Source organism: Alitiscatomonas sp., assembly GCF_037242085.1.
GTDB classification, from domain to species: domain Bacteria; phylum Bacillota; class Clostridia; order Lachnospirales; family Lachnospiraceae; genus Alitiscatomonas; species Alitiscatomonas aceti.
This window is the reverse complement of record NZ_JAXXBR010000115.1, coordinates 1-12,209: the sequence shown is the minus strand read 5'-3', so window position 1 is coordinate 12,209 and position 12,209 is coordinate 1. Positions and strand designations below refer to the sequence as shown.

10 protein-coding genes are annotated in these 12,209 nt (G+C 54.4%); 3 read left to right on the top strand and 7 right to left on the bottom strand.

Annotated features, from left to right (window positions below; translation table 11 throughout):
- The 4 genes from WIH05_RS12075 to WIH05_RS12060 form a co-directional block, all read right to left on the bottom strand.
- Positions 1-1,308: HlyD family efflux transporter periplasmic adaptor subunit (locus WIH05_RS12075; RefSeq protein ID WP_337425442.1), on the bottom strand; the 1,308-nt coding region annotated here is incomplete at its 3' end.
- 97 nt (positions 1,309-1,405) lie between these two features.
- Positions 1,406-2,722: a Na+/H+ antiporter NhaC family protein gene (locus WIH05_RS12070; RefSeq protein ID WP_022273328.1), complete on the bottom strand. Its 1,317-nt coding sequence runs from the start codon at positions 2,720-2,722 to the stop codon at positions 1,406-1,408.
- Between the two features lie 105 nt (positions 2,723-2,827).
- Positions 2,828-4,138: a M18 family aminopeptidase gene (locus tag WIH05_RS12065; RefSeq protein WP_022273327.1), complete on the bottom strand. Its 1,311-nt coding sequence runs from the start codon at positions 4,136-4,138 to the stop codon at positions 2,828-2,830.
- 111 nt (positions 4,139-4,249) lie between these two features.
- Positions 4,250-5,578: a D-serine ammonia-lyase gene (locus WIH05_RS12060; protein WP_022273326.1), complete on the bottom strand. Its 1,329-nt coding sequence runs from the start codon at positions 5,576-5,578 to the stop codon at positions 4,250-4,252.
- Positions 5,579-5,746: 168 nt separating this feature from the next.
- Here WIH05_RS12060 and WIH05_RS12055 point away from each other — a divergent pair, with 168 nt between their 5' ends.
- The 3 genes from WIH05_RS12055 to WIH05_RS12045 all read left to right on the top strand — a co-directional run bounded on the left by WIH05_RS12055 (position 5,747) and on the right by WIH05_RS12045 (position 9,031).
- Positions 5,747-6,205: a hypothetical protein gene (locus WIH05_RS12055; protein ID WP_022273325.1), complete on the top strand. Its 459-nt coding sequence runs from the start codon at positions 5,747-5,749 to the stop codon at positions 6,203-6,205.
- Between the two features lie 115 nt (positions 6,206-6,320).
- Positions 6,321-7,226 (top strand): transporter substrate-binding domain-containing protein, encoded by a 906-nt coding sequence (locus WIH05_RS12050; protein WP_022273324.1) that lies wholly within the window; start codon positions 6,321-6,323, stop codon positions 7,224-7,226.
- Between the two features lie 257 nt (positions 7,227-7,483).
- The gene (locus tag WIH05_RS12045; RefSeq protein ID WP_022273323.1) at positions 7,484-9,031 is read left to right on the top strand and encodes a nitrite/sulfite reductase; all 1,548 of its coding nucleotides are present in this window, start codon (positions 7,484-7,486) and stop codon (positions 9,029-9,031) included.
- A 91-nt stretch (positions 9,032-9,122) separates the two neighbouring features.
- Here the strand turns inward: WIH05_RS12045 and WIH05_RS12040 are convergent, their stop codons facing one another.
- From WIH05_RS12040 to WIH05_RS12030, 3 genes are all read right to left on the bottom strand, one after another.
- Complete coding sequence (locus tag WIH05_RS12040) at positions 9,123-9,998, bottom strand: YitT family protein (RefSeq protein ID WP_158356959.1); 876 nt, start codon at positions 9,996-9,998, stop codon at positions 9,123-9,125.
- Positions 9,999-10,132: 134 nt separating this feature from the next.
- On the bottom strand, positions 10,133-11,050 hold the full coding sequence (locus tag WIH05_RS12035; protein WP_022273321.1) for an OmpA family protein: 918 nt from the start codon (positions 11,048-11,050) through the stop codon (positions 10,133-10,135).
- Positions 11,040-12,209 (bottom strand): MotA/TolQ/ExbB proton channel family protein (locus WIH05_RS12030; RefSeq protein ID WP_337425441.1); only part of this gene is annotated, 1,170 nt, incomplete at its 5' end. The genes WIH05_RS12030 and WIH05_RS12035, both read right to left, overlap by 11 nt.

Below are 12,209 nucleotides of genomic sequence, written 5' to 3'. Positions count from 1 at the left end.
GACCTCATGGATCATGCCGTCCTTCACTGCCAGCACCATGGAAACTCCGTTCCGTTCCGTCACGGCGGCCACTGGCACCGTCAGGGCATCCTCTTTTTCCTCCAGGACGATCTGGGCCTTGGCTGTGATCCCGGCAATGAGCTTTGTGTTCTCATCCATGATCCGCACCTTTGTGGGGATGACCCGCTCGGTGGAGCCGCCGCCCTTTTCCTCACCGGTGGGGGAAATGGACACCACCTGGCCGCGGACCGTTTCTCCGTCCAGGATATCTGCGGAGATCTCTGCCTCCTGGCCCACAGCCACCTTTCCGATGGAATACTCGCTGACCTTGATCTCCATTTCCAGAACATCCAGATTTTCTATGATGAATAAAGGCTCCGAGTCCTCTACTGAATCGGCGAACCGGCCCACCTTGGTGTTGACCCGTACCACCGTGCCGTCGATGGGGCTGGTGATCTGGGTATCCGCCAGCTGCTCCTGCTTCTTCTCATACTCAAACCGGGCCTTTTCCACCTGGAGCCGGTAGGAATCCCCTGCCACTGCCTGGCCATTCTTCACCTCATAGGAGGCAGCCTGGCGCTTTGCATCGTTTAAGCCGTTTTCCGCCGTTTCCAGATCCACCAGGGGCACGTCCCCGCTGTCATAGAGGACCTTGGTCCGGTTATAATTGTCCTGGGCCGTTTTCAGATCCTGGACCGCCTTGGCATAGCCGTTCCTGGCGTCCCGGTCCTGCTCCGCGCAGGTGCTCACTGCCAGATCGTAATCGTTTTTTGCCATGGCCACTTCCTTTTTCAGGTCTGTATCGTCCAGAACTGCCAGGACCTGTCCCTTTGTGACCTTATCGCCTTCCTTTACAGGGATCTCCAGCACCTCTGCATGGAGATTGGATACCACGTCCACACTGTCGGTGCCGGAAACCGGACCGCTGACCGAAAGCCGGTTCTGGATCTCCTTTCTCACCGGCGTCACCGTAGCTGCTGTGGGAAGACTGGGCTCGCTTCCGCCCAGGACCTTTACGGCTCCAATGCCCAGGACTGCCAGAACCGCCGCCGCCAGGAGAAACTTCTTTTTTCCGCGCTTTTTCTTCCCGGCCTTCTTTCCTCCGGTCCCGTTCATCATCTCCTCCAGCTGCCGGTCAAAGGCCGCGTCCTCCTGCGGCGCTTCCGGGGCCGCCTCCTTCTCCTCTGCGTCCTGTCCTTTCTCCCTGGACATTTCCGCTTCCTCTCTGGTCTCTGTCTCCCCGGGCACATTCATTCCCTGGGCCAGTGCTTTTCCTTCCGTTTCATTCATTCTGTCGTCGTGTCTCATGTCTGTATGTCCTCCCACCGCGCTGTTCTCTCTTTCTCTCTTTCAGCGTCAGTTTCAGTATAACACGAGAACTTTTCTATTCTTATGCGTTTTCCTTTCAGTTTCTTTCAAAATTCTTACGATTTTGCGTCAAAGCCCGGGCAAAATTCCACAATGGCACAAGGATCAGGTAAAATGCCAGACACAGACTGGCCATGGGTGCGCCTATGGTGGAAATGGGCACGTTTCCTGCAATGGACCAGGGCACCAGGGCCGCCATGAGGACCACCGTATCCTCCAGGGCCAGGGCCCGTTTTTCCTTGTCAGGCTCCGCATCCTTTGTGAGCTGATCGGTCAGAATGATCGCCAGGGTCTGGTTAAAGGAGATCATGGAGGTGACCACAGAGACTGCCAGGATCCCGCCAAAGGGCGTGATCCTCCTGCTGACGGCCTCCACGTACCTTTTGATCCCCAGAAGAAGGCCGGTACCCTCAAAGATCCCCGCATAGGCCGAGGAGATCCCCACGATCACCGACACCTGGACCATGGAAAGGAAGCCGCCTCCGTTCATCATGGCCGCTAACTGCGGGTCCTCTGACCTATATCCGAAGATCATGAGCCTTATGAGCTCAGGAACAGTCATTTTCTGGAATACCAGACAGCACACCGCCGCCGCTGCCGCACTGGCCAGCAGGGTATATTTCACCTTTGCGCGGAAGGCCGCCATCACCAGGATCAGAAGGGCCGGAACCAGAAGGATCCAGTGCAGGGTAAAATGTCCAGAGAACATGGTCTTCACATCCATGGCTCCGCTTCCTCCCCTGGAAAAGGTCCCCAGGGCCAGATAAGCTGCACAGGTCAGAAGGAACGGAACCAGGCAGGACCGGAGCATCCTGCGGATATTTCCGTACAGATCGGTCCCGGTCAGCTCACTGACCAGAAGAGCGCTGGTGGACACCGGGGAGCACCGGTCCCCGAAAAAGATCCCCGATACCACCGCCCCGCCTGTAAACAGAGGGTTCACGCCCATGGCCGATCCCATGGTCATACAGACCACGCCCATGGTGGCCGCCGTGCCAAAAGATGTGCCCGTCAGCACCGAAACAGCACAGTTTAATAAGAAGCTCAGCAGTAAAAAGCCCGAAGGATGGATCAGTCCCGCCGAAACGGCGATGATCTCCGGAATGGTCCCGGCGCCTCTCCACAGGGCCGTCAGGATTCCGATCAGAAGAAAGATAAACAGGATCCGGATCACAGTACCAAGACCGGACCAGGACATTTTAAGAAGTGAAGGGACCGAATATCCCTTTTTCATCCCATAAAGGATAAATATCACATATCCCGCTATGAGGGCGGCGGCCGTTGGGACCCCAAAGGCCACGCAGAACATCAGAACGGCCACGAAGGCCAGCATCACAAGGTTTTCCAGCATCATATTTTCCTCCCGTAAATCAAATACAGAGGCCGGGGACAAACTTGATGTCCTGGCCTCTGTCCTTGCATACAGTATAAAATAAGCTGCCGGATCTGTCCAGTATGTTTACTGGATCTCAAAGGATCCGTCTTCCGATACGGAAATGGAGGACTTATAGAATTCCTCGAAGGCTTTTACCATGTACTCCATATCCTTAGCGCCTGCAGTCTCATAAGAGGAATGCATTGCCAGCTGGGGCAGTCCGATGTCCACGGTATTTAAGGATACCTTGGAGTTGGAGATATTGCCCAGAGTGGAGCCGCCTAACATATCGGAGCGGTTTAAGAAGTTCTGGTAGGGCACGCCTGCACGGTCGCAGAGACAGCGCATTACGGCTGCGGAAACAGCGTCGGTGGTATATTTCTGGTTGGCGCTGTGCTTGATCACGATACCGCCGTTTAAATACGGACGGCTGGTGGGATCTGTCTTATCCGCATAGTTGGGATGGACCGCATGGCCGTTGTCGCCGGAGATCATGAAGCTGGCTGCCACGGCTGTCCAGTATTCCTCCTCGCTTCTTCCCATGGAAAAGTTGATCCGGCGGAGAACATCGTAAAGGAAGGTGGAGCCTGCGCCCTGCTTCGTGCCGCTGCCCACTTCCTCGTTGTCCATTACGCAGAGAACGGAAACGCTCTTCTCGCTCTGGCTCTTTAAAAAGCCCTTCATGGATGTGAAGGCGCACTGAAGGTCATCCAGACGCGGCGCGGAGATGAATTCATCCTCTGCGCCCCATACTCTTCCTTCCATTCTGTCGTAAAGGAACAGGTCACTGCCCTTGATGTTCTCCTTTTCCACTCCTGCCTCAGCGGCGATCATGGACAGGAAATCCGTCTTGGAGCCATGCATCCGGAATAAGGGGAGCATGTCCTTCTGGAAATTGTACTTATATCCGTCGTTGACGTCCCGGTTCATATGGACAGCCAGGCTGGGGAGCATTAAAATATCCCGGTCTACGTCCACAAGCTTTGTCTCCAGCTTATTTCCATCCTGAACGATCACACGGCCGGCCACGGAAAGGGGTCTGTCAAACCACGGTCCGCAGAGCATTCCGCCGTATTTTTCCACGTTTAATTTTACATACTGGTTCTCCACGTTCATTTCCGGATCTTCCTTGATCTTTAAGGACGGGGAATCACTGTGGCTGGCGGCGATATTGAAGCCGGTAAATTCCTTACTGGGAACATGGAACGCGATGATGGCGGATTTATTTCTTGTCACATAATAGGTGCCGCCTTCTTTTAAGTTCCATACGCTGCCCTCGGAAAGCTTTTCAGCTCCGGCATTTTCCATATATTCTTCCATAGCGGCAATGGCATGGAAGCTGGTGGGGCTTTTTTTAATAAATGCAAATAACTCTTCGTTTAAATTGTTATACATGATTTCCTCCTATATGATTTACATGCCTTCCGACTGATATTCTACCATCCGGCCGTCCCTTTTTCAAGGGGTTTCGTCCTTCCCCGGTCCGGGACACCGGACCGCCGGGGATCAGGCCAGATGGGTGTGGACGTATTCCTCTTTCACATCTTCCGGCACCAGTCTTCCTCCGGTGGCCCAGGCGATGTGGGTGATGTTTTCCTGCTTTTCCTCCAGTCCCTGGCTCTTAATGTAATCCCCAAGACGCTCCGGAACCTCTGCAAAGGCAAAGGCGGCACAGGAGGAGGGCTCGATGAACACACCTTCTGCTTCCATCAGATCCCGCATATAATCATAGAGCACTGCGTCTCCGGTGGTAAAGATCCCGCTTAACATGGGCTCCATGAACTTGCCGACAAAGGCGGACGGCCGTCCCACTGCCAGTCCGTCGGCGTGGGTCTTTCCGGAGATGCCGAAATCCTGGACGCAGACCTGGTCGTGGAGTCCCGTGGCCATGCCAAACAGCATACAGCAGGAATCCACCGGCTCTGTAAAGAAGCAGTGGACATTGTCACCGAACACGGTTTTTAAGCCATAGGCAATGCCGCCCGGCGCTCCTCCGATGCCGCAGGGCAGATATACGAACAGCGGGTGATCCTGGTCCACGAAAACTCCAGCTGCCTCCAGCTGTTTCTTTAACCTTCTGGGAGCCACGCTGTATCCCATGAACAGATCCCTGGAATTTTCGTCATCCACAAAATAGCTGGTAGGGTCGCTGTCGGATTCCTTCCGTCCCTGCTTTACGGCTTCCCCGTAATCGGACTCATATTCCTTCACCGTGACACCCTTGCTCCTTAAAAGATCCTTCTTCCACTGTCTGGCGTCATGGGACATATGGACAATGACCTTAAAGCCCAGCTTCGCGCTGATGATACCAATGCTTAAGCCCAGGTTTCCTGTGGAGCCTACCTGGATCGTATAACGTCCAAAGAAATCTACAAATTCCTGGGAAGCCAGGATGGAATAATCGTCCGTGGTCTTTAAAAGCCCGTTTTCAATGGCCAGGGTCTCCGCATACTTTAAGATCTCATAGATCCCGCCCCGGGCCTTGATGGAGCCGGCAATGGCCAGCTGACTGTCCTCTTTTAAGTAAAGCCTTCCGGCAAGCTCACAGCCATGGCGCTCCTTTAAAAGCTCCTTCATCTTCGGGATCTCCACAAACGGAGACTCGATCAGTCCGCCGTCCTTTTCAGTTTCCGGGAACTGCTTTTTGATATACGGCGCGAACCGCTCAAGCCTCGCCTCTGCATCGTCAATATCCTCCACCGTCACCGCCAGATCCTTTGGCAGCTCCTTCATGGATACCAGGCGTGGATTGATCCAGCCAACCGGCTTCTTTTCCACAGCCGCTGCGATCTCCGGTACCCGGGCTTCAAACTCTTTCCGTTCTCTTAAATCCATTGTCCTTACCTCCTGATTATAAAGTCACCCCATCCTGCGGCCTTTTCCTCCGCAGTATGTCAGTTTCCATTATAATGGGAGAACCCGCTTTTTACAAGACCTCCCGTCATATTGACCCCTGGGTTTTCATAAGCTGTAACAAACAAAGAATCCCAAAGGAACTGACCCATGAGCTCCAAAACAAAAATCGTTGTCCTCCGGATGAAGGAGATCATCTACACTGCCATCTTCATCGGCCTGGCCATCTTTCTGATCCTGCTGTTTTTCTTCATGTTCCGTTCTGAAAAAGAAGCTCCGGCTCCCACTGCCGAAAGCGTTTCCCCGGCCGTTTATGCGCCGGGAGTCTACTCGGCCTCCTTATCCCTGGGCCGCCAGAACGTAAACGTGGAGGTGGCCGTGAGCCCGGACCGCATAAGCGCCGTGACCCTGGTTCCCTTAAGCGACTCTGTGGCCGCCATGTATCCTCTGATGCAGCCGTCCATGGATGCCCTGTCCGCCCAGATCCTGGAAAGCCAGTCCCTGGAGGGCCTTGAATATCCCGCAGGCTCCCAGTATACCTCCATGGCTCTGATGAACGCCATAAAAACCGCGGTTACAAAGGCGGCCCTTCCAAAGGAAGCCCTATAAAAGGACTTGACAATTCCGGATCCTAAGGTTATACTCTTCACTATGTTAGCATTTTACCATGATAAATTGCTAATTTATAAAAATATCAAAATACCACAAGAAGGAGGATTTTCCCATGAGGAAAGTAAAATTTTTCGCATCTCTCACTGCCCTGATGACCCTTTCCGTGGCTGCGCTCACCGCATGTACCACCGCTGAGGCATCCACCCATCATACGGTCTCCCAGACTGGCGGTGAGAGCGTCCATTCCTCCCGTCTTGACGCAATCTTAGAGAGGGGATATATCGAGGTGGCCACCGAGCCTTCCTTTGCCCCCAACGAATTTATCGACACCACAAAAACCGGTCAGGACCGGTATGCGGGCTCTGACATCCAGCTGGCCAACTATATCGCCAACGAGCTGGGAGTGGAACTGCGCCTGAAGCCCATGGATTTTACCACCGTGCTGGGAAGCATCACGTCCGGGAAATATGACCTGGCCATTTCCGCCCTGGCCTATACGCCGGAGCGGGCCGAAGCCATGAACCTCTCCAAAGGATATTATTTCGGCAGTGAGGATCCCCAGAAGGCCTACGGCCTCCTGATCCGCCAGGAGGATGCCGGAACGATCACCGGTGCAGGAGATCTAAAAAACAGGACCATCACCGTACAGAACGGCTCTCTCCAGGAACTGTTCGTAAAAGAACAGCTCCCGGACTGCGGAAAGCTGAATCTGGTCTCCTCTGCCAATGACGCCTTTCTGATGGTGCAGACAGGCCGTGCCGACGCTGCGGCCGCCTCGCTGAAAATGGCACAGCTCTATCTGGATTCCACCCCGGAAAGCGGACTGATGATCCTTCCGGATTTTTACTTTACTGTAGATGAAAGCACCCAGGGGATCCGGATCGGGATCCCCAAAGGCGAAGACGAGCTGACGGATCGGATCAATGAGATCATCGACATGGTGCTGGAGCAGGATCTTTACAACCAGTGGTATGAGGAATCCCGTGAATACGCCAAGTCCCTTGGACTCGATCTGTGATCTTTCCCGTCCCCCTCTGGATCCGTCCGGAAAGTGCCTCCCCTGCGGAAGCCGTTCTGGGCGGTTCTTTTTTCCTTTTTCTCTCCTATGAAATATTCTTGCCACCAAATTTCTCTTATGCTACAATGGAATCATGAGACCGGGCAGGCGTTCTCTGCCCCATCCATGGATACCGGACTGTTTTTTCATGACGCGGTCCGGCATCCGGACCTGTACGTTAAATCTGTATATCCTAATTATAAGGAAGGAAAATGAATATGAATCGAATCGATCCCCAGTCCTGGAAAGCCGATCTGCCGGAATTCAGGGAAAAAACAACTGCCTTTTATGCAGGCGATCTGGACAAAATGGCCTATAAGGGCTTTTCCGGCCTGTATGGAAGCTACGCCCAGAAGGGCGGAAAAGCCAGCATGCTGCGTCTCCGTATGACTGCCGGCCGCGTTACCAGAGAAAAATTGGCCTTTGTTGCAGAAGCGGTCCGTACCCACAAGGTATCCCGGATCCACTTTACCACCTGCCAGACCATCCAGCTTCATGACCTCCAGCAGGAAGCCGTTTTTGATATTATGGAACGGGCCCTGGACTGCGGGATCGTGACCATGGGCGGCGGCGGAGATTTCCCGAGAAACGTCATGTGCTCCCCTCTCTCCGGTGTGGAAAAGGACGAGTATTTCAACGTTATGCCCTATGCGGAGGCGGCCGCCGACTATCTGATGAACTTCATCAAGGCAGAAAAAATGCCCAGGAAATTAAAAGTGGCCTTCTCAAGCTCCCCGAAGAACCTGACCCATGCCACCTTCCGAGATCTGGGCTTTGCAGCCAGACCCGATGGAAAGTTTGACGTTTACAGCGCCGGAGGCCTGGGAAACAATCCCCGCTTCGGCGTCAAGGTCGCTGAAGCCGTGGAGCCGGAAAAGATCCTTTACTATGTAAAGGCCATGTGGCTCACCTTCCGCGCCTACGGAAACTATGAAAACCGCGGAAAGGCCCGCACCCGTTATATGCAGGAGATCTTAGGCGGACCGGAAAAATATGCCGGGGCCTTCCTGGAAAAGTTAAACCAGGTGCTGGCGTCCGGTGAAAACCTGGATCTGGCCGTGGCTCCCTGGGAGATCTCCAAAAAGGGCAACGGCTCCGCTGCCTGCGGCGCCCGTGTGATCCCCCAGAAGCAGGACGGCCTCTATACCGTAGTATGGCATCCTCTGGGAGGCCAGCCTGATCCCGTGACCTTCTGTGCCCTCAGTGATCTTCTGGCTGATATGGAAGACGCTGAGATGCGCCTGGCTCCCGATGAGACCGCTTATATCGTAAACCTCACCGGAGACGAGGCAAAACTGGTCCTGGCTGCCACTGGTGATGGTGCAGAAACCTTATTTGAAACGTCCGTAAGCTGCATCGGGGCCAGCATCTGCCAGGTGGGCGTCCGCGACTCCCAGGCTCTCCTTTCCGCCTGCGTCCATGCAGTACGGGAAGCCGGGATCCCCGACGGAGCCCTTCCCCAGATCCATATCTCCGGATGTCCCTCCTCCTGCGGAACCCACCAGACCGGTGCCATCGGCTTCCGCGGCGGCGTGAAAATGGTGGACAAGAAGCCGCTTCCGGCCTTTGTCCTCTATGTAAACGGAAACGAGCTCCAGGGCGGAGAGACCATGGGCCGGGAGGCCGGAACGATCCTGGAAGGCCAGATCCCAGCCTTCTTAGTGGAGTTAGGAAAGACCGTGGCTGCCTCCGGCATGACCTATGAGCAGTGGGCCGCCAAGGATCCGGCTGCCATCGACGCAGTCGCAGCCCCCTATATCCAGTAGGTTTTCAATAAAAATATCTGATATAAAAAGCGGCAGTCCGGGCGGATAAAGATCCTGCCCGTCTGCCGTTTTTTCTTTTCTCTCCGGAACCTTATACCTCCCAGTCGGAATCCAGAAAGCCTTCTCCATACACCTCTTTGGCCTCGGAAACGATCACAAACGCATCCTCGTCGATTCCGTAGATGATCTTTTTCGCCTTATAAAACTGCTTCCGGTCCACCACACAGATCAGGGTCTCTCCCTCCACCTTGGCGTAGCCGCCGCGGCTCTTAAAGAAGGTACAGCCCCGGCCCAGATGCTCCATCAGCTGGTCGCCGATCTCCTGGACCTTGGGGGACATCACCGTCACCATGGTACTCTTATTCATACCGTAAAGCATGATATCGATCACATAGGTGGACACCACCATATTAATAAGGCCGTAAAGACCGGATTCGATATTTCCGAACACCACCATGGATGCGCCGATGATCACCATATCCGTCAGCATCACTGCCGTCCCCGTCTGCATATGGGGCCGGTACTTCTGGAGCAGCTTGGCTGCGATGTCACCGCCTCCGGTGGTGGAGCCGCGCATGAACACCACGGCCAGACTGGCCCCCATGAGCACGCCGCCAAAAATACAGGACACCATCTTGTCTCCCGTATAGACCGGCACATAAGGCGTGATGATGAAGTCCAGGATCACCGTCAGCACCGCCACTGTCTTCAGGGTCTTTATGGTCCGCCCCTTCCCCAGATAGATCCATGCAGCGATCAGAAGCGGGACATTCACTGCAAACGTCAGGATACCGATGGGCAGGGAGGTGAACCGGTTCAGAAGGATGGCCAGGCCGGTAGCCCCTCCGGGAGCGATGTCGATGCTGTCGATGAAGCAGTGGAGAGCCACTGCCTGTAAAAATCCACCGGCAATATCATACAGAAAATCCAGCCATAGTTCCTTCACTCTTCCTCTTATTTTTGTCATACCCCTTTCATTCCTTTCCAGATAATAGTGAAAACACTCTCTTTCAGTATAGCAAAATGCCGGACACACGTCAACGAGGGGACAGTTCCCGTCCCCTCGTTCCGCTTCTATTCCTATTTTTCTCTGCTTTTCCTCTAGTCCCTCAGGATCTCCGAGATCTTTTCGATCATCTCGTCCTCCTTCAGCCGGAACTTGATCTCCACCCGCCTGGAAGCGTCCATGTCCACCTGAAGCTCCGCTCCCGGAGCCTCTGCGGTATACACCGGATTGCTGAAGGAACGGCCATTGACCGTCAGCACCTGCTGGAGCCTGGCGATCTCCGCCTCGTTTAAGCCGTTGCCGGAATCCAGACAGAACCTGGCCACAGAATTGGCCCGGTTATAGGAAAGCTGCTGGTTGCTCAGATAGCTTCCCACCGTATCCGTATGGCCCTCGATGATGATCTCCGCAATGTAATCCTGGTATTCGTCCCTTAAAAGAACGCCCAGGTACATGGGGATCGTTTCCCTGAGGGTCTGTTTGCTGGCATCCGTCAGAACGGCGCTGTTATAGTTAAAGAGCACGTCCGAGGAGAAGGTAATGGAGCCGGTCTGGGCATCCACGGACATGGCGGAGTTATTGAAGGCCGACTGAAGGGCTCCGATGATATCTGTACGGATCCCCACGATATCCTGGAGCTCATTCTTCGTTACCTCCAGCTCATTCTGGGCGTCCTCGATCTCCAGATACGCCTTATTTAACTCCTCCTCTGTGAGAGCCGCCTGGGCGTAGGCCTCCTGGAGCTCTGCCAGGGACTTATTCAGTTCCTCGTTGGACAGCTCGATCTTTGCCCGGAAATCCTCCAGCTCCAGAGCCGCCTGGTCCAGCTTTGTCTGGGCTGCATTGAGGTCCAGCCTGGCCTGGTCCAGGTCCACGGTCTTCTGGCGGTAGATGGCAAGAGTGATGGCGATGATCAGCACAAACACCAGAAGCAGCGCCGCCATCATATCCGAGTAGGACTGCCAGTAGCTGTGTTCCCCAAAGGCCTCCCTGTTTTTTCTTCTATTTTTCATACAGATTCCTCATTTGATGAAAGGTGTGGATCTGGTTTCCCACGTCTTCAGTCATCTCCCGGCAGGCTGCTGCCAGGTCCTCCTTCTGCTCCCGCAGCTCTCTGGCAAAGGCCACCTGGCGCTCCATCTCCTGAGCCACCGAGGCCTGGAGGGCACGGCTGGAATCCAGAAGCTTCTCTGCTGCCTCCGTCAGCTGTCTGCCGGATTCTGCATAGGCCATCTGGGCCTCGCCGGCAGATCTCATGGTATCCCCCAGACTGGCAAAGCTGGCTCCCATGGAGTATTCCAGTGTTTCCATCACCTGGGCCACGATCCGCTCCACGCCACGGGTCTGCTCCTCGGCATTTCCCTTTAAAAGCTCCAGGATCTTTTTCATGGAATCGGCCATTCCCGCCTGGTACACCAGCATGGAAGCGGAATTTTCCCGCTCTGACACCGGCTGGGGAAGAACGCACTGACGGAAGGCTGCCAGAAAGCCGTCCAGCTTTCCATAAGCGTCTGCCATCAGGCTCCGGTATACAAAATTAAATACCAGAGAAAAGAAAATACCGTATACCGATGTGTGGAAGGCCACCTTCATGCCCGAAAGCAGCGGGCCCACATTGTCGGAAATGGTGTAGATATCGTTTCCGTTGAAGGATCCCAGTCCCATGGAAAGCCCCAGGAAGGTTCCCAGGATGCCAAGGCCGGTAAGAGTCCCGCCCATGGCCGAATTAAAGTGGGTCATGCCCGCCTGGTCCAGCAGATCCTCGTTTATGTACTCCTCCACATCGCAGACAGAGGTATACCCGTACCGGGTCTTTAAGGTCTTCATCCGCATCAGATACTTTCCAAAGGCATCCTTTAAAGCCACATCCTGGAACAGCTCCTTGCGTTCACAGTAGCTGGCCCACAGGTTCTTTTCCCCTGCCTCTTTGTATTCTTTCTGGATCTCCTCTGTGACCCGGACCAGCTCGTCGGTGCACCGGTTAAGCCTGGCAAAGCTGAAACCGCAGATCACGAACAGGATCCCTATCACCAGAAGGAATACGCCGTTGATGGCCAGGTTCAGGAACGATGCCACGTTTCCTGTAAAGATCCCATTGACATAAAGAACAAACGCCGTAGCCAGAATATACAGCACGAACAAAATATAATACAATTTATTTCTCTTCATCCC

Bases quoted from the DNA above. Each gene is read 5' to 3' on its own strand.
- WIH05_RS12045 (WP_022273323.1), top strand. From the start codon at position 7,484: ATGAATCGAATCGATCCCCAGTCCTGGAAAGCCGATCTGCCGGAATTC.
- WIH05_RS12060 (WP_022273326.1), bottom strand. From the start codon at position 5,578: ATGGATTTAAGAGAACGGAAAGAGTTTGAAGCCCGGGTACCGGAGATC.
- WIH05_RS12050 (WP_022273324.1), top strand. From the start codon at position 6,321: ATGAGGAAAGTAAAATTTTTCGCATCTCTCACTGCCCTGATGACCCTT.
- WIH05_RS12065 (WP_022273327.1), bottom strand. From the start codon at position 4,138: ATGTATAACAATTTAAACGAAGAGTTATTTGCATTTATTAAAAAAAGC.
- WIH05_RS12070 (WP_022273328.1), bottom strand. From the start codon at position 2,722: ATGATGCTGGAAAACCTTGTGATGCTGGCCTTCGTGGCCGTTCTGATG.
- WIH05_RS12035 (WP_022273321.1), bottom strand. From the start codon at position 11,050: ATGAAAAATAGAAGAAAAAACAGGGAGGCCTTTGGGGAACACAGCTAC.
- WIH05_RS12040 (WP_158356959.1), bottom strand. From the start codon at position 9,998: ATGACAAAAATAAGAGGAAGAGTGAAGGAACTATGGCTGGATTTTCTG.
- WIH05_RS12055 (WP_022273325.1), top strand. From the start codon at position 5,747: ATGAGCTCCAAAACAAAAATCGTTGTCCTCCGGATGAAGGAGATCATC.